This is a genomic window from Pseudomonas poae (assembly GCA_028869255.1).
Lineage (GTDB): Bacteria > Pseudomonadota > Gammaproteobacteria > Pseudomonadales > Pseudomonadaceae > Aquipseudomonas > Aquipseudomonas poae_C.
This window is the reverse complement of the sequence record CP110972.1, coordinates 1,812,300-1,829,947: the sequence shown is the minus strand read 5'-3', so window position 1 is coordinate 1,829,947 and position 17,648 is coordinate 1,812,300. Positions and strand designations below refer to the sequence as shown.

Annotated in this window: 14 protein-coding genes and 4 pseudogenes; 3 read left to right on the top strand and 15 right to left on the bottom strand. The window is 61.7% G+C overall.

What is annotated here, in order from left to right:
• Positions 1 to 30: 30 nt before the first annotated feature.
• From LRS56_08555 to LRS56_08540, 4 genes are all read right to left on the bottom strand, one after another.
• Positions 31 to 1,683 carry a ShlB/FhaC/HecB family hemolysin secretion/activation protein gene (locus tag LRS56_08555; protein WDU64500.1) on the bottom strand — a complete coding sequence of 551 codons (1,653 nt, stop codon included), beginning with the start codon at positions 1,681 to 1,683 and terminating at the stop codon, positions 31 to 33.
• 304 nt (positions 1,684 to 1,987) lie between these two features.
• A complete protein-coding gene (locus tag LRS56_08550; GenBank protein ID WDU64499.1) occupies positions 1,988 to 3,172 on the bottom strand; it encodes a sugar transporter in 1,185 nt (394 codons plus the stop codon).
• A 123-nt stretch (positions 3,173 to 3,295) separates the two neighbouring features.
• A complete protein-coding gene (locus LRS56_08545) occupies positions 3,296 to 3,658 on the bottom strand; it encodes a type 1 fimbrial protein (protein ID WDU64498.1) in 363 nt (120 codons plus the stop codon).
• Positions 3,659 to 3,726: 68 nt separating this feature from the next.
• A complete protein-coding gene (locus tag LRS56_08540; protein ID WDU64497.1) occupies positions 3,727 to 4,725 on the bottom strand; it encodes a bile acid:sodium symporter in 999 nt (332 codons plus the stop codon).
• Positions 4,726 to 4,810: 85 nt separating this feature from the next.
• On the opposite strand from LRS56_08540, the gene LRS56_08535 reads away from it, so the two are divergent.
• A complete protein-coding gene (locus LRS56_08535) occupies positions 4,811 to 5,599 on the top strand; it encodes a helix-turn-helix transcriptional regulator (GenBank protein ID WDU64496.1) in 789 nt (262 codons plus the stop codon).
• 70 nt (positions 5,600 to 5,669) lie between these two features.
• Here the strand turns inward: LRS56_08535 and LRS56_08530 are convergent, their stop codons facing one another.
• On the bottom strand, positions 5,670 to 6,683 hold the full coding sequence (locus tag LRS56_08530; protein ID WDU64495.1) for an ABC transporter substrate-binding protein: 1,014 nt from the start codon (positions 6,681 to 6,683) through the stop codon (positions 5,670 to 5,672).
• A 164-nt stretch (positions 6,684 to 6,847) separates the two neighbouring features.
• Here LRS56_08530 and LRS56_08525 point away from each other — a divergent pair, with 164 nt between their 5' ends.
• Entirely contained in the window at positions 6,848 to 7,279 is a 432-nt protein-coding gene (locus tag LRS56_08525) for a hypothetical protein (protein ID WDU64494.1), read from the top strand.
• 20 nt (positions 7,280 to 7,299) lie between these two features.
• Here the strand turns inward: LRS56_08525 and LRS56_08520 are convergent, their stop codons facing one another.
• From LRS56_08520 to LRS56_08505, 4 genes and pseudogenes are all read right to left on the bottom strand, one after another.
• On the bottom strand, positions 7,300 to 8,412 hold the full coding sequence (locus tag LRS56_08520) for a carboxylate-amine ligase (protein ID WDU64493.1): 1,113 nt from the start codon (positions 8,410 to 8,412) through the stop codon (positions 7,300 to 7,302).
• A gap of 5 nt (positions 8,413 to 8,417) precedes the next feature.
• A pseudogene (locus LRS56_08515) lies at positions 8,418 to 9,361 on the bottom strand (class I SAM-dependent methyltransferase).
• A gap of 11 nt (positions 9,362 to 9,372) precedes the next feature.
• Positions 9,373 to 10,753, bottom strand: a pseudogene (locus tag LRS56_08510) (iron-containing redox enzyme family protein).
• A 179-nt stretch (positions 10,754 to 10,932) separates the two neighbouring features.
• Positions 10,933 to 11,136: pseudogene (locus tag LRS56_08505) on the bottom strand (hypothetical protein).
• Between LRS56_08505 and LRS56_08500 the strand changes: the two are divergent.
• Entirely contained in the window at positions 11,092 to 11,244 is a 153-nt protein-coding gene (locus LRS56_08500; GenBank protein WDU65843.1) for a hypothetical protein, read from the top strand. The pseudogene LRS56_08505 and the gene LRS56_08500 sit on opposite strands and share 45 nt — an antisense overlap.
• A 323-nt stretch (positions 11,245 to 11,567) precedes the next feature.
• Here the strand turns inward: LRS56_08500 and LRS56_08495 are convergent, their stop codons facing one another.
• The 6 genes and pseudogenes from LRS56_08495 to LRS56_08470 form a co-directional block, all read right to left on the bottom strand.
• Positions 11,568 to 13,310, bottom strand: coding sequence for an ABC transporter substrate-binding protein (locus LRS56_08495; protein ID WDU64492.1), 1,743 nt, complete (start codon positions 13,308 to 13,310; stop codon positions 11,568 to 11,570).
• A gap of 32 nt (positions 13,311 to 13,342) precedes the next feature.
• Positions 13,343 to 13,615, bottom strand: coding sequence for a DUF2160 domain-containing protein (locus tag LRS56_08490; GenBank protein WDU65712.1), 273 nt, complete (start codon positions 13,613 to 13,615; stop codon positions 13,343 to 13,345).
• A gap of 11 nt (positions 13,616 to 13,626) precedes the next feature.
• Positions 13,627 to 14,427: a carbohydrate ABC transporter permease gene (locus LRS56_08485; protein ID WDU64491.1), complete on the bottom strand. Its 801-nt coding sequence runs from the start codon at positions 14,425 to 14,427 to the stop codon at positions 13,627 to 13,629.
• A gap of 10 nt (positions 14,428 to 14,437) precedes the next feature.
• Entirely contained in the window at positions 14,438 to 15,304 is an 867-nt protein-coding gene (locus LRS56_08480; protein WDU64490.1) for a sugar ABC transporter permease, read from the bottom strand.
• Positions 15,301 to 16,397, bottom strand: a pseudogene (locus tag LRS56_08475) (ABC transporter ATP-binding protein). The gene LRS56_08480 and the pseudogene LRS56_08475 overlap by 4 nt, the downstream one beginning before the upstream one ends.
• Positions 16,397 to 17,491 (bottom strand): ABC transporter ATP-binding protein, encoded by a 1,095-nt coding sequence (locus tag LRS56_08470; protein ID WDU64489.1) that lies wholly within the window; start codon positions 17,489 to 17,491, stop codon positions 16,397 to 16,399. The pseudogene LRS56_08475 and the gene LRS56_08470 overlap by 1 nt, the downstream one beginning before the upstream one ends.
• Positions 17,492 to 17,648: the final 157 nt, after the last annotated feature.

Genomic DNA, 17,648 nt, shown 5'->3' with positions numbered 1-17,648 from the left:
CATGTCTCGATGCCCGAGGGCGGTAAAAATTTAAAGAAAGAAATCCAGGCGGAAATACACCGGCGCTTCACGTTCAGTGATCGGCCCCGGTCGCTCCAACGAATGTGCGAAGGTCACCGTGGCGGCGACGTTCTGGCTACGCGCAAACAGCTCCACGGCGTTGCTGGTCATGCGCCCGTGCAGCTCGCCGTTGTAGCGGTCGCGGCGGATCACGCCCTGGTCGTAGCCGAGGCTGGTGCCGTATTCGCTGAACACCGGTTGCAGCCAGGCCCAGGTCACCGGGCGGCTCCAGCGCAGGTCGTTGCGCCAGTAGCCGCCGCTGTCGCCGGCCAGGCTCTGGTCCTTGTAGCCGCGAATCGAGGACTGCCCGCCCAGGCTCAGGCGCTGCGAGCTGAACAGCACGTCTTCGCTGCGCTGGCCGGTCATCAAACTGCTGAAACTGAACGACTCGCCCCACAGCTTGAACGGGTACAGGTAGCTCAGCGTGGCGCTGTATTTGCGGTAGCGTGCATCGGCCTGGCCGGGGCCTGGGTTGTGGTTGGCCTGGGCGTCGAACGCGCCGATACCGTCTTGCATGCCAAGGTCGATGTTGAGGAACGAGCCACCAATCCGCCGCCCGTGGTTGATGCCGAACTGCGCTTCGCTGAGGCGGTTGCTGCTGAGGGCGAGCTTGCTGTCTTCGACGAAGTTGTTGGTGCGCAGGTAGGCCACACCGGTGCTCAGCGAGGTTTTGCTCAGGGCGTCACGGTGGATCACGCGCTCCAGGCGCAACTGGTGGCTCTGGCTGTCGCCGGACTGCTTGAAGTTAAAACCGCTGGCCTGGGCCAGGGCGCGGTATTCGGTTTCGCTGTAGCTGTAATTGAGGTTCCACCAGCCGAACGGCAGGTTGTAATTGAGCATCGAGTTGCGTGAAGTTTTCTGGTGGTCGCTGACCGCATCGTGGGCTCCGCGCAGGGAAAGCTGGTCGGCCAGGCCGAGGGGGTTATCCCAATCCAGGCTCGCGCCCCACTGCTGCTCGCCGGTGCTGCGCTGGCCGCCGTTATGGCGCGAGAGGCCGACGCGCCAAGGCTTTTGTGGGGTGTTTTTGACCAGCACGTCGCTGCCGCCGACTGCTTGGCCGGGGGCCAATTCCATCTGCGCCTGGTTGGAGGGCAAGCGGTTGAGCTGGTCGACCATCTGCTCGATTTCGCGCAGGTTGAGCAGGTCGCCCGGTTTGCCGGGGAAGCTCATGAACAGCTGACGGTCGGTGATGCCGCTGCCCTGCGCGCCCTTCATCCCTTCCAGGCGGCCTTCGACCACCTGCACCTTCAGGTTGCCGCTGGAGAGGTCCTGCTGCGGCAGGTAGGCACGGCTGGTGACCAGCCCCTTGGCCAGGTAGTGGTCGGTGATGACCTTGAGCACCTCATTGAGCTGCGGCACGCCGAGGCACTGACCGATATAAGGCTTGAGCAGGTCGGCGCGCTCGCCTGCGGACAACGCGTCGGCGCCGGCGAGTTCGATGGTTTTGATCGGGAAGCAACGGGTCTCGACCGGCGCTGCCGGCTTGGCCGGGGCAGCGGCTTTGCCGGGCAGGTCCTTGAGTTCTTCGAGGCGACGTTGTTGCTCTTCGAGCAGGCGATCCTGGCGGTCACGGATCAGGTCGGTAACGCCTGGCGTGTTCTGCACGGGCGCGCCTTGGGCCATAACGGCTGTGCCCAGGCAAAAAAAGCGGACAGCAGGCTGAGCCTGGTCCGACGTACCGAACGCCACATTTCTAGATCCTTCTATGTGGCACGATGCCACTATTCGGCGGCGATGGTATGGTGGCGTTTTAGTGGCGTCAATAAAATATAGAGATTTGTATCAGAATAGACACGCCAGGATCTTGGCGAGAAGAGTTAAGTCTTTTACATCATGCACTTGCCAGGAAGGTCCAGGTGTCTGCGCTATAACGCAGACCCTGTGCTGGAGCACGCTTGCTTGCGAAGGTGGCCAACGATTGCGCGATTCAGTGACTCACCACACCCGTCCCAAACTTGCGAATCGCCAGGCAATACCCCACCAACGCCACCGCCGCGAGCAACCCGCCCGCCGCGCCGATCCAGGCGAAGCCGAAGTGGCTGCCGACCCAACTGCCCATCAGGGCGCCGCCGCCGATGCCGATGTTGTAGATGCCGGAGAACATCGCCATGGCCACGTCGGTGGCGTCCGGGGCGAGCACCAGCACCTTGGATTGCATGGCCAGGCCGAAGCCCATGATCGCGATGCCCCAGAAAATACTCAGTATTACCAGGTAGGATTCGGCTCCGCTCAGCGGCAGCAGCAGGGTCAGGCATGCCGCCAGCAGGAACACCGCGCCCACCACGAACAGGTGCGGGTTGAAGCGGTGCACCAGGCTGAACAGCAGCGAGCCGCCGATGCCTGCGCCGCCGAACACCAGCAGGATCAGGGTCACCGCGCTGCCGCTCATGCCGGCCACGCCTTCAACGAAGGGTTCGATGTAGCTGTAGGCGGTGAATTGCGCGGTCACGGTCATGGCTGTGAGCACATACAGCGCCACCAGCGCCGGGCGTTTGAACAGCAGTGGCAGGCTGCGCAGCGAGCCGGAGTTCTGGCTTGGCAGTGGCGGCAAGGTGCGCGCCAGCCAGAACACCAGGGCTGCGGCGAAGGCGCCGATCACCAGGAAGGTGGTGCGCCAGCCCATCGCTTCGCCGAGCAGGCGGCCCAGCGGAATGCCCAATACCATCGCCAGCGAGGTACCGGTGGCCAGCAGGCCGAGTGCTTGTACCTGTTTGCCTTCGGGGGCCAGGCGCACGGCCAGCGAGGCGGTAATCGACCAGAACAGCGCGTGGGACAAGGCAATGCCGACCCGGCTGAGCATCAGGATGCCGAAACTGGTGGCAACGCTGGACAGGATATGGCTGGCGATAAACAGGCCGAACAGCACGATCAGCAATTTGCGCCGTTCGACGTTGCGCGTCAGCAGCATCACCGGCAGCGAGGTCAGGGACACGATCCACGCATAAATGGTGAGCATCAGGCCGACGCTGGCGATGGGCATGTCAAAGCTCGCACCGATGGCGCTGAGCAGGCCCACGGGCACGAATTCGGTGGTATTGAACACAAACGCGGCCAACGCCAGGGCGATGACCGGTTGCCAGTTGGCTTGGGGGGTTGCGGCTGAAATGCTCATTGAAGGGCGAGGTACTCTGGCGATAATCAAGCGGCCACCCAGGACAAGCGCCGCCGCCAAGCATTCTATAGGTTTCTCGGCCAGCTGTTGACGCCCATCCCGCTCAAAATACCCTCAGCCCACTCAAAGCGCGCTGATGGTCACCACGTAGTTGCCCGACTGAATCAGCTTGCCGGCACCGTCTACCAACACATACCGCTGGTCGTAGTAACGCCCGTTGCGAGTCTCTGCCACCAGCCTCACATGGGCGGCGTCGACGCTGGCGGCCGAGGTCATATTGCGCACATCAAAGTGGCTGCCACGACCGGCACTCGCGCATCCGGTCACTTCCATCACCGCACCACTGCGCGCATTTGTCGCACACCCTGACTCGACGATGCTGCCCGTGAACCTAATCACACCCTGGCCTGCCGTCTGCGCCGCTGCGCAGCTGCCAGCCCAAAGACCCAGGAAGCCTGCAATGATTGAAATACCTTTAACGCCCATGCCGACACTCCTTATTGGGTTCCCAATAAGTAGATCGTCTGTTCAGGCGTTAACTTGAGGCGATGGGATCAAGGGTCGACCTGCCCCATCAGTTCCGGGATGCTTTCCGGCCGTTTGGCATAGCGCTGCGCCAACGCCGCGCAGACCATCAGCTGGATCTGGTGAAACAGCATCAGCGGCAGGATCAGCACGCCCATGGTCGCGCCGGCAAACAGCACCTGGGCCATCGGCACGCCGGTGGCCAGGCTCTTCTTCGAGCCACAGAACAAAATGGTGATGCGGTCTTCCTGATTAAAGCCGAACGCCTTGCCCAGCAAGGTCGAAGCCACCAGCACCAGGCCCAGCAACACGCAGCAAGCCACAACCAGACCGCCCAGTTCCCACAGCGGAATCTGGTGCCAGATGCCCTCGTTGACCGCTTCGCTGAACGCGCCGTACACCACCAGCAGGATCGAGCCCTGGTCGACGAACTTCAGCCAGGATTTATTGCGGCCCACCCACGCGCCGATCCAGCGGCGGGCAATCTGCCCGGCGATAAACGGCAGCAGCAATTGCACGCTGATTTTCAGGATCGCGTCGACGGTGGAGCCGCCCTCACCGTGCACATTGAGCAGCAGGGTCACCAGCAACGGCGTGAGGAAGATCCCGAACAAGCTGGACGCCGCCGCGCTGCAGATCGCCGCCGGGATATTGCCGCGTGCCAGGGAGGTGAAGGCAATCGCCGACTGCACGGTGGCCGGCAAGGCGCAGAGGTAGAGCATGCCCATGTACAGGTCTTTGCCGATCAGCGGCGACAACAGCGGCTTGAGCGCCAGGCCCAGCAACGGGAACAGCACAAAGGTCAGGCTGAACACCAGCAGGTGCAGGCGCCAGTGCCCGGCACCCGCGACGATGGCCTGGCGCGACAGCTTGGCGCCGTGCAGGAAAAACAGCAGCGCAATCGCCAGGTTGGTGACCCAGCCGAAGGCCACGGCGGTCTGGCCGCTGGCGGGCAGCAAGGAGGCAAGGATCACCGTGGCAATCAGCGTCAGGGTGAAGTTGTCGGGCAGAAAACGGGGGCGAGTCATAAGCGGATCTTCCGGGGGTTGCCAAGAGCGTCATCGCGACTCTAACGTAACGGCTTGTTACCGACTAACGCCAATGAGCCAGTAAATGCCGCCTAAAGGACATGCCAACACCGTGCGCCGTAGCGTACCCGGGCTTTCCAGCCTGCCACGGCCGGTGTATGGGCGCACCGAATCGCTGCCCAACCGCGCCCTCACCCGCCGGCACAGCCACCCGTGGGTGCAATTGTCCTACGCGATTTCCGGGGTGCTGGAGATCCAGACCAGCGTCGGCCGCTTCGTCGCGCCGCCGCAGCGTGCGGTGTGGATTCCGGCGGGCATGCCGCATCGGGTATACAGCTCGCCGCATACCGAAATGCGCAGCCTGTACCTTGATTGCAGCGTCACCGCCTGGGCGGCCGAGCGCTGCCAGGTGCTGGAAGTCAGCAGTTTGCTGCGCGAGCTGATCCGCAGCTTCAGCGAGCTGCCGGTGGAATACCTCGAGGACGGCCCCGATGGGCGTCTGGCCCAGGTGGTATTGGACCAACTCGCCGCCGCGCCCCAGGTCGACCTGATGCTGCCCTTGCCCCACGACCCCCGGCTGCGGCAGATTTACCGCAGCCTGAACCTGCACCCGGAACAGCAGACCACCCTGGGCGATTGGAGCCACAAATTGGCGGTCAGCGAAAAGACCCTCAGCCGCTTGTTCCTGAGTGACACCGGGCTGACCTTTCGCGCCTGGCGCCAGCGTCTAAGGTTATTGACCGCCCTGCCCGCCCTGGAACAAGGCGAGCGGGTGACGGATGTGGCGTTGGGCTGTGGCTATGAATCCACGTCGGCGTTTATCAATGCGTTTCGCCAACAGTTCGACGCCACGCCGGGTGAGTTTTTTCGCTGACAGACCGCTATCGCAGGCAAGCCAGCTCCCACCTTTTGAAGCGAGTTCGACAGCAATGCCTTGTTGGGCGTCAGCTGCCATTGGCGCCGTGGGCTTCTTCGAAGAAATAATCCTTCCAGCTCGCGGCCTTGTTTTTCAGCACCCCGAGTTCCTGCAATTTTTCGGCGTAGATGAAGGTACGCTGCGGCACGATAGTGAAATCGATTTCCGGGTCCTGGACGATCTTTTCCACCAGCTCCAACGGCAATTTCGACTGTTCTACCCGGATATACGCCTTGGCCGCGGCAGGCTTGTCGGCCTTGATGATTTTCTCGGCTTCGGCCAGCGCGTCGTAGAACGCCTTGTAGGTCTTGGGGTTTTCGTCGTGGAATTTCTGCGTGGTGTAGAGCACGTTGAACGTGGCCTGCCCGCCCAGGATGTCGTAGGAACTGAGCACCTTGTGCACGTTGGGATTCAACAGTTCCTGGTACTGGAACGGCGGGCTGGAGAAGTGCGAGTTGATCTCCGAACCACCGGCAATCAATGCGGCCGTGGCGTCGGGATGAGCCAGGCTGATGGAGATGTCATCGAACTTCTTGTAGTTGGCATCGCCGAACTGCTTGGCGGTTTCGATCTGCAACGTGCGCGACTGGAAGCCCACGCCGGCCGCCGGCACGGCAATCCGGTCTTTCTCGGTGAAGTCCTTGAGAGTCTTCACGTTGGGGTTGTTGGTCAGCAGGTAGTTGGGCATCGAGCCGAGGGAGGCGATGGCCTTGACGTTCTGCTTGCCCTTGGTGCGGTCCCACAGGGTGAGCATCGGCGGCACACCCGCCGAGACCACATCCAGGGCGCCGGCCAACAACGATTCGTTCATGGCGGTGGCGCCGGAAATGCTGTTCCATTCCACCTTGATGTCCAGGCCCTGTTCCTTGCCGTGTTTTTCAATCAGATTCTGGTCGCGCACCACATCCAGAATCAGGTAACCAATGCCAAATTGTTGAGCGATGCTGATCTTGCCTTCGGCCTGGGCGCCGGGGCTGAGCAAGGCACTGGCGGCGGCGAGGGACGCGGCCAGCAGGGTCAGGGAGGAACGCTTGAAAGTCATGGGGATCTGCCGCGTTTTCGGGAAGGTGATGGAGCGTAGCGGCGGTTTTTAAGACAGCAAAAGAATATCGGGATCTATTGTTATGCAAATAATCCCCAAATCGGCGTGCGGCTGGTATTGTGCCGCGCTTTGTAAAACTGCAGCACACTGCGAGGAAATGGACGTTGAACACTGACGATAAAATGACCGGGGACCTGTTCGAGGTGGATAAGCGCCTGTCACTCAAACCCGTGGTGGACTTCAACGCCTACCTGCGCAGTGCGTTCGGCGACGGCGCTTGCACCTGCGTGCGGTGCACGGCCGGCGGCGGTGATGAAAGCGGCTATGCGTTCCAGCACACGTTCACCTTCGAGACCAAGCCGAGCCACCGCCGCTTCGCCTCCACGGCGGGCAGCGATGTGCTGCAAATCCTCAAGAAGGCATGGCTGTCATACACCAAGGCCGAACTGGCGCTGAGCGGTGTGCTGGCGCTGGACACGGTCAAGGAATTTGTCGAGCCGCAGTTGCACAAACGCCTGGCGCCACTGTTCCTGGCCAGTGGGTTGGTGAAGGATGTAGACGGCGAGTTGCATATCCAGCCACAAGCCACGGCCTGATTGCGCGGCTTAGTGCGCCTTCATTGCGCAGTCACCGCCAGCAACCGGTCGACCACACGCTGCAGGCAGTCCAGGCCATCGGCGCCACTGGCCTCGGCCGTAGCGTGGCAACTCAGCTGATCGAGCGCACTGTTGCCCCGCGCCAGCAGCGCCTGCAGGCTCTCGAACAACTGCGGCTCGCCCATGGACTCGGCGGTGGCGGCGAATACGCGCTCAGCCTGCAGCAGCCAGTGTTCAGCGCTACCCGTCGAGCCTTGGTCATCCAGTGCAAAGCAGCCGGCCGCACCGTAGCGCTTGGCCTGCCAGCGGTTTTCCTGGAGCAGCCAACGGCTTTCGGCGGTGAAGCTGGCGCCGGGCGCTTTCAAGCCGCAGGCGTGGGTCACCATCACGCGGTACAAGCTGGCGAGGGCCAAGGTATCCGCCAATCGGGGGCAGGCGTCGGTCATGCGCAGTTCCAGCGTGGGATAACGCGCCGCCGGACGGATGCCCCACCAGCCATTGCCATCGGCCTTGATTGCCCCCACGCGTTGCAGCAGCGCGAGGTAGCGCTGGTAGGCGGCCCAATCCTCGAAATGCTCCGGCACGCCCATGCGCGGCCACTCATCGCACGCTGCCTGGCGGTAGCTCATAAAGCCGCTGGGCTGGCCCTCCCAGAACGGTGAGGAACAACTGAGCAGCAACAGCAACGGCAACCAGGGTGATACCTGGTTCATCACGGCGATGCGATCGATACGCGACGGCACCTCGACATGCACATGCAGCCCGCACAGCACACTGCGCCGCGCCACCTGCTGCATCTCATCGAATAACTGCTGAAAATGCACCTGACCCGTGGGTGTTTGCTCACGCCAGGCAGCCAACGGATGGCTGCCGACGCACACCACGCCAAGGCCGAATTCGCCAAGGGCTTCAGCCAGGTTATGGCGCACGGTCGCCAAGTAATCCGCAGCCTCGCAGCGGGCGCTGAACACCGGCGACGCCGCCTCGATCTGGCCCTGGAACATCTCGTAGGCGAAGCCTTGGCCAATCGCGTGTCTGCATGCCGCCAGCACGGCCTGCGATGGCTCGCTGAGCATTCGCCGGGTGTGCAAGTCGGTGATGAAATATTCCTCTTCGATACCGAAGGTCAGCATGAGCGTCAGCGCAAACGGCTGACGGTCAGCGCGACCACGGCAATCCGCTCCACACGTTCATAGCCGGGTTTTTCCAGCTCCTCGCCGAACACATCGGGGTCGAGCTCGCGGTAGGTCCAGCCGTAGGCGTCGCTGCCCAGCAAGGGCTTGACCGCCGCCAGGAACGGGTCTTCCCCGGCCACAATCGCCACACCGGTGTAGAGCACCAGGCTGCCGCCCAGGGCCAGGCGGCCGAGGGATTCATTGACGATACGCACCGACAGTTGCTCGCCATGGGCGCCGCCGCCATGCCGATAGGCACGCTGGCGGTCGTCGTTCATATACGGCGGGTTGGCGACGATCAGGTCGAACTCGCCTTCGACGCCGCCCAGCACATCGCTGTGGTACACGCTGACGTTGGCCAGCCCGGCCAACTGCGCATTCACCGCCGTAAGGCGCAAGGCGCGCGGGTTGATGTCCACCGCCAGCACCTGCGCGTCATGCCGCGCCCGGGCCACCACCAGCGCGCCCACACCCGCACCGCAGCCGATATCCACGGCGCGCTGAAGCGGCTCGAAACGCTGTTGCAGATGGGCTTCGATCAGTTGCGCGAAGCGATAGCTGTCAGGCCCGAAAAACACCGCATCCGGTTGCGTGGTGGGGTACGCCGAGTGGGCAAACAACAGGTCCCCCAGGTTCGACCAACGCACCGTACTGCGCCATAACGCGTCCTGTTGCTCGAGCACATCGGCCTGCTGCAACTCCTCACGGAACGCCTCGGGCAACAGCTCATGATCAAACGGCATCGACCAGCCGAACACATCGCGCAGGTTCATCGCCAGCGGAGCCGAAACGCGTTGATAAACCCGCTCATGGGTCAACGGCGTCGGCGTGATAAACCGGTAGCCGTTCTCCTTCAACCCCGGCCCAGGTTCAGCAGGGCGCGGTCGGCGATTTGTTGGGCAGACATGGGCGAGCTCCTTAGCGCAGGCGCGCACGCAGTTGGATAAAGCGGCGGGTGGCGTACAACCCGGCCGGCGTGCAATGGCGGCGCGCCGAGAGCCATGGGATCAGTGCGTTGAGCTGCTGCTGATCCGGCAGGTTCCACAACGAGTCCACCAGCGCCTGGGTATCCGGATCGGCTGGACGATGCTGCTCACGGGAGAAGCGGCTGGCCCGCCCGGGCCGCACGGGGGGCACACGTTGCTCGCTGATCCAGTCACCGGCGATCCAGTCGTGCAGCACCTGTTTTTCATAGCCGCTGAACACGCCGAACATCGCCGCGCCGGCGCCCTCGATCAACTGCCAGAAGCGGCTCTCAGCCGGGTCCTGGTGGCGCTTGATCCAGCCCTTGTCTTCCAGCGCCTGAAGAAAAGCACTGACCTGCCCGGGCTGCGCCAGCCATTGGTTGACGGTCTTGCCTTCGAAGCGGCAGTAGTCCGAGTGCATGTGCTGGCCGAAGGTGCGCTTGCGTTCGAGCATGTCGACCACAGCGTCCTGCATGTTGAAGCTTTCGATCACCGCCGCAGTGCCTGGGCCGAGGTCATTGAGGCGATAACCCTGGGTTACACGGCGGTAGAACTCCGCCCTGCCCTCCCCCAGCGGCAACAGGTTCAGCACCGACTGCGCCGCCTTGCAGGCATGGCCACTGCTGGCATTGTCGATGGTCACATGGAGCGTGAAGTAATAGGGGTCGATGCCCAGCTCGCTCAGCTCGTAAGCGGTGATCAACAGGTGCAGCGGCAACTGCTCGTAACCGAGGTTGTAGCCGATGATTTCCGGCAGGAACTCTTCACCGCACAGCCCCAGCGCCAGCTGCAACGCGCCTTGCAGGTAGTGATCATCCCCCAGGCCCGCCTCGCTGTCGGCATCCTGCTCGCTGAGCAACTTGCGGTAGATCACCACATGGTTTTGCGCCGCTTCGCCGTCGCCCAATTCTTCGAGGTAGGTGGTGAGCAAACCATCGAAGCGCTGGTCTTGCCAGTAGCGCAACAAGCCGTATAGCCAGGCGCCGTCGACCTGCTTGGTCGGGGCCACGCGTTGCAGCGTGTACAACGCCTGGGCCTTGTTCTGAAAGTAGCGGCGCGGGCGGCCTTGCTGGCGTTGCTCCAGAGTACTCGGCATAGGCTTGAGCCACCTCGGCGCAACGCTGTTCGACCCAGGCCGGCAGGTGCTCGGGCAGCTCGGGCAACTCGTTGGGCGCCGCTTGTACCTGCGCCAATTGCTCCAGCAAAAACTCGCGGGCCGCCGTCTCAGCGCCGCCGCCTTCGCGGTACAGCTCGCCGTATAACCGTTGATGGCGGCCGTTGGCCGAGTCAGTCAAGGAGGCCGGTTGGCCCGACAGCGCTGTGAGGAGGGTCATGATGGCAGTTTCCGCAAAGTCCGATACAACCAGGCCTCCCAACAAGGAGGCCGCGCAAGCGCGCTCAAAACCACACGCGTCTAGAGTGCAGAGCATCGGGCCATGGGGAAAATTCAATCAGGCTTGTAAACGTACGGATCGGCGGTCGTCAGTAACCCACACCTGCTCGGCGAACGGTTTTAAAAATCAATGATGCGCGTGCCGGCAATCGTCTCGGCAAAGCCCACGCCGAACAGGTGCGCGGGGGGGTGGGCCATCCGGCAGGTGCGCCAGATCCCCTCGGGGAACGCCGCGCCACTGATGTGCACGAACATGGCTATATTCGCGATACCGGTGCAATGCCATGCGGTAACCCGATCACCGAACGACAATGGCACGCACACCGCCGTGGGTGTGGCGAGCCATACCTGGCGGTCAGCCTGCCCCTGGAGCCGACGGCGCTGGCCACGCTGCTCAACGACTTGCCCGCCCCCACAGGGTCGCTGATGTGACCCAAACACAGACCTGATATGACCTAATGCACAGCACCAGAATTGGCCCACTTCACACTCCCCGAATTGGACGAATGCACAGCACCCATGTGGCGAGCGAGCTTGCCCGCGTTGGGCTGCGCAGCAGCCCTAGTAGAGGCGCTGAGATTTTCCTGAAAGACCGCAGCGCTTGGTTTTGGGGCTGCTTCGCAGCCCAACGCGGGCAAGCCCGCTCGCCACACAAGCCTGCTTGCCACAAAAGCCTGGGTGCCACAAAAGCGAGCGGGTCACCAAAGCAAAACGGCACGCTAGCGTGCCGTTCTGTCCTTCTATAACCCCCGCTGTTACTTACGCGCTGCCTCCCACTGCTTGAGCAAGTCGTTGTAGCTCACGGTTTCGCCTTTCGGTTTCTCATTGGCGAGTTTCGGCTTCGGCGCGCCCGGCTGGTCGAACCAGTATTGCGCGTCACGCTCGGGGTTCATTTTCGGGCCGCACACCGGTTGCACCTTGGAGCGCTCCAGGCGCGTCATGATTGCGTCCTGCTCCTTGGCGAGGTTGTCGAGGGCCTGTTGCGGGGTTTTCTCACCACTGGCCGCTGCGGCGATGTTGCTCCACCATAGCTGCGCCAAACGCGGGTAGTCCGGCACGTTGGTGCCGGTCGGAGTCCACTCGACCCGCGCCGGGCTGCGGTAGAACTCCACCAGGCCACCAAGCTTCGGCGCCAGGTCGGTCATGGCCTGGGAGTTGATGTCGGACTCACGAATCGGCGTCAGGCCGACGATGGTTTTCTTCAGCGACACGGTTTTCGAGGTCACGAACTGCGCATAGAGCCAGGCCGCGAGTTTCTGCTTCTCAGGCGTGGACTTGAGGAAGGTCCAGGAACCCACGTCCTGATAGCCCTTCTTCATGCCCTTTTCCCAATAAGGCCCGACTGGCGACGGCGCCATGCGCCATTTCGGCGTGCCATCGGCGTTCACTACCGGCAGGCCCGGCTTGGTCATGTCGGCGGTAAACGCGGTGTACCAGAAGATCTGCTGGGCGATGTTGCCCTGGGACGGCACCGGGCCGGATTCGGAGAAGGTCATGCCCGCCGCCTCCGGTGGTGCGTAGGCTTTCATCCAGTCCACGTATTTTTGGGTGGCAAACACGGCCGCCGGGCCGTTGGTGTCGCCGCCACGAGTCACGCTGGAACCCACCGGGTGGCAGTCCTCCACGCGAATGCCCCACTCATCCACCGGCAAGCCGTTGGGTAAGCCTTTATCGCCGCCACCGGCCATGGAGAACCAGGCATCGGTAAAGCGCCAGCCCAGGGACGGGTCTTTCTTGCCGTAGTCCATGTGCCCGTAGATGCGCTTGCCGTCGATTTCCTTGACGTCTTCGCTGAAGAATTTGGCGATGTCTTCGTAAGCCGACCAGTTCACCGGCACACCAAGGTCATAGCCGTACTTTTCCTTGAACTTGGCTTTGAGTTCCGGGCGCTCGAACCAGTCGGCGCGGAACCAGTAGAGGTTGGCGAACTGCTGGTCCGGGAGCTGGTAGATCTTGCCGTCCGGCGCGGTGGTGAAGGAGATACCAATAAAGTCTTTGATATCCAGGGTCGGCGAGGTGAAGTTCTTGCCCTCGTTGGCCATCAGGTCGGTAATGGATTCGGTCTTGCCATAGCGAAAGTGCGTACCGATCAAGTCGGAATCGTTGACCCAGCCGTCATAGATATTCTTGTCGGACTGCATCTGGGTTTGCAGCTTTTCCACCACGTCGCCTTCTTGCAGCAGGTCGTGGGTCAGCTTGATCCCGGTGATTTCACTGAACGCCTTGGCCAGTACCTTGGACTCGTATTCGTGGGTGGTGAGGGTTTCCGACACCACGTTGATCTTCATCCCACGGAACGGTTCGGCGGCCTTGATAAACCACTTGAGTTCCTCGAGCTGCTGGTCGGCCGTGAGGGTGGACGGTTTGAATTCGCTGCCGATCCATTTTTTCGCCGCATCTTCATACGCATCGGCCCAGGCCGTGGCGCTCAAACCGCTGAGGGCCAATACGGCGGCCAATGAAATGCTATGTCGCAGCTTATTGTTTTTATTCAACATAGAGACCTCCTAGTTGTTTATTCACAAGGGCACTAGCCCCAACGCATCACACTCAACAGCCATACCAGGGAGAGCGCGGACGCTACCCAGATGCTCCAGTCGGTAACGCCGATTACCAGCAAATGCAGGTAGGCGCTGCCGAGAAGACCGATAAACAAACGATCACCACGGGTGGTGCTGATCGGCAAAAAGCCGCGCCGAGGGATGCTCGGCGACCGCAGCTCCCAAGTGGTCATGCCCGCCAGAATCAGGGCAATGCCGCCAAAGAACAGGGCGGTGGGGGTGGTCCAGGCCATCCATTCCATCATCGATTCCTCTAGACCCGGCCCAGGGCAAAGCCCTTGGCCACGTGGTTGCGAACAAACCAGATCACCAGCATGCCGGGCAGGATGGTCAACACCCCCGCCGCCGCCAGCACGCCCCAATCGATACCCGACGCCGAGACCGTACGCGTCATCACCGCCGCAATCGGCTTGGCGTTGACCGAAGTCAGGGTGCGCGCCAGCAACAGTTCGACCCAGGAAAACATGAAGCAGAAAAACGCTGTTACGCCGATGCCGGAGCCGATCAACGGGATAAAAATCTTCACGAAAAACTTCGGAAAACTATAGCCGTCGATGTAGGCAGTTTCGTCAATCTCCTTGGGCACGCCGGACATGAACCCCTCCAGGATCCACACCGCCAACGGCACGTTGAACAGGCAGTGCGCCAAGGCCACGGCGATATGCGTGTCGAACAGGCCAATGGACGAGTACAGCTGGAAAAACGGCAGCAAAAACACCGCCGGTGGCGCCATGCGGTTGGTCAGCAGCCAGAAGAACAGGTGCTTGTCACCCAGAAATCGGTAGCGCGAAAACGCATAGGCTGCCGGCAGCGCCACGCTCAGGGAGATCACCGTGTTCAGGCTCACGTAATACAGCGAGTTGAGGTAACCGGTGTACCAGCTCGGGTCGGTGAAGATCACCTTGTAGTTGGCCAGGGTAAAATCCTGCGGAAACAGCGTCAGCCCGCCGAGGATTTCAGTGTTGCTCTTGAAGGACATGTTCAGCAGCCAATAGATCGGCACCAGCAGGAACAGGATGTAGACCAGCAGCGGTATCAGCTTTCTCTTGCTCATGTTGGCGGCCTCAGCGGTTGGCGTCGGAGTGGGTCATGGCGGTGTAGAACAGCCAGGACACCAACAGGATGATCAGGAAGTACACCAGCGAAAACGCCGCCGCCGGGCCCAGGTCGAATTGGCCTACGGCCATCTGGGTCAGCGTCTGACTGAGGAACGTGGTGGCGTTACCCGGCCCGCCGCCCGTCAGTACAAACGGCTCGGTGTAGATCATGAAGCTGTCCATAAAGCGCAACATCACCGCGATCAGCAGCACGCTTTTCATCTTGGGCAACTGGATATGTCGGAAAACCGCCCAGGCGGATGCACGATCAATCCGCGCTGCCTGGTAGTACACATCCGGAATGGCCCGCAGGCCCGAGTAGCACAGCAGCGCGACCAGCGAGGTCCAGTGCCACACGTCCATCACCAGCACGGTGACCCACGCGTCCATGGTGTTGGCCGCATAGTTGTAGCTGATGCCCAGCGCGTTGAGGCTGTAGCCCAGCAGGCCGATATCGGCACGGCCGAAAATCTGCCAGATGGTGCCCACCACGTTCCACGGAATCAGCAGCGGAATCGCCAGGATGATCAGCACCAACGACGACCAGCGGCCTTTGGTCGGCATGGTCAGCGCGATGGCGATACCCAGCGGGATTTCGATCAGCAGCACACACGCCGAATAGATGAACTGGCGCAGCAGCGAATCGTGCAGGCGTGGGTCGAGCAGCACCTGCTTGTACCAGTCGGCGCCGACAAAGTAGCGGCTGGACTGGTCAAAAATATCCTGCACCGAGTAGTTGACCACGGTCATCATCGGGATCACCGCACTGAACGCCACCAGCAGGAACACCGGCAGCACCAGCCACCAGGCCTTGTTGTTCTGGACCTTGTTCATGGCTGCACCTCCAGCAGGTAATCGTCGGCGTAGACCATCAGCCATTGCGCGGGGAAGCTGATACAGGCATGGCCCTCGGGCACCGGTTTGTCTTCGGCCAGGCGCACTTTCAGCGAGGCGCCGTCCAGGTTCAGGGTCATGATCTTGTAGGTGCCAAGGTCTTCCACATGGACGACATCGGCCTGCAAGGCGTCAGGGTTGTACTCGTCCCATACATGGATAAATTCCGGGCGGATACCGACCTGCAGCTTCTTGTAGTCCGTGCTGGCAATGCGTTGCTGCAAGGCGTCAGGCAATGCCAGATGAGTCCCGGCAAAACCCACTCCGCCCGCTTCGGCCTGCACCTCGATCAGATTCATCCCTGGGCTGCCGATGAAATAGCCGACAAAGGTATGGCTCGGCCGCTCGAACAGGTCACGCGGGGTGCCGAACTGCACGATCTGCCCGCCATACATCACCGCGATCTTGTCGGCGAAGGTCGAGGCCTCCAGCTGGTCGTGGGTGACGTAGACCATGGTGATATTGAACTGCTCATGGATCTGCTTGAGCTTGCGCCGCAATTTCCATTTGAGGTGCGGATCGATCACCGTCAGCGGCTCATCGAACAGAATCGCCGAGACGTCATCACGTACCAGCCCACGGCCCATGGAAACCTTTTGCTTTTCATCGGCGGTGAGGTTGCGCGCCTTTTGCTCAGCAGGTTTTGCAGGTCGAGGACCTCGGCAATTTCCTGCACCTTGCTGTGAATTTTCGCTTCAGCCATGCCCTGATTGCGCAGCGGGAAGGCCAGGTTATCGAACACCGTCATGGTGTCGTACACCACCGGGAACTGGAACACCTGGGCGATGTTGCGTTTTTCGGGTGTGAGGTCATTCACCACTGTGCTGTCGAACAGCACCTGGCCTTCAGACGGGCTGAGCAGGCCGGAGATGATATTGAGCAAGGTCGACTTGCCGCAGCCCGACGGCCCGAGCAAAGCGTAGGCCCCACCCTGCTCCCACACGTGGTTCATTTCCCGGATCGCGTAGTCCTCAGGCCCAGCGGGCGTAGGGCTGTAGCTATGCGCCAGGTTCTGCAAATGGATCTCGGCCATCAGGCAACCCTCGCGACACGGCGTCCAGGGGCCTGGACCAAGCGGCCCTGACCATCGAACACAAACAGTTTATGGGTGGGGATGTACACGCGGATCGGCGCATCCACGTCGTATTCGTGCACGCCCGGCAGGTGCAGCACCAGCAGGAAGTGTTCGCTGCGCACATGCAGGAAGGTTTCCGAGCCGCTGATTTCAGCGACTTCCACGGTTACCGCCAGCTCCAGGTCATCGTCGTTGCTCGGCACCAGGCTGATATGGCTGGGGCGCACACCAAAGCGGAATTCGCCTTCGCCGATCGGGCGCAGGTCGACGTTCAGCGGGAAGTGCACAAAATTGGCGAAGCTCACTTCATTGCCGCTGATGCGCCCCGGCATCAGGTTGATCGGCGGCTCGGAAAACAGCTCGGCGGCCAGCACCGTCTGCGGCTGGTGATAGACCTCGGCGGCCTTGCCGCTCTGGATCACCCGACCTTCGTGGAGGATGGTGGTGGTGCCGCCCAGCGCCAGCGCCTCGTTGGGCTCCGTGGTGGCGTAGATCGCGATGGTATGGCGGGCCTTGAACAGCTCGCGCATTTCCTGACGCAGCTCTTCGCGCAGTTTGTAGTCCAGGTTCACCAGTGGCTCATCGAACAGGATCAGTTCGGCGTCCTTGACCAGGGCGCGGGCCATGGCCGTGCGTTGCTGCTGACCACCGGACAGCTCCAGCGGGTGGCGCTGCAGAAACTTCTCGATGCGCAACATCTTCGCGGTTTCCAACACCTTGCTCTGGATCAGCTCGTTGGACACACCGGCCTGGCGCAACGGCGAGGCGATGTTTTCGAACACGGTCATGGTCGGGTAGTTGATGAACTGCTGATACACCATCGACACGTTGCGCAGGCGCACTGGCTTTTGCGTGACATCCACGCCGTTCATCAGGATTCGCCCGCTGTCGGGCTTGTCCAGGCCGGCCATCAGGCGCATCAGGCTGGTCTTGCCGGACAGGGTGCGGCCGAGCAACACGTTAAAGGAACCGGCTTCGAAACGCAGGTTGGCGTCGTCGATCCAGGTTTGGCCTTCGACGACACGGGAGACATGTTCCAGGGTCAATGACATGACACGACCTTTTTATTATTGGAATGAATCTGGCCAGTCGACAGAGCGAGTTTCGTGCCAAAACGGCAAGTAATTGATGTGCAAGGAAATGGGCTAAAGCTGATGTTCGGGAGTGAACAATCGGACTGAACAACTGAACAGGTCAGGGGTTGACAAT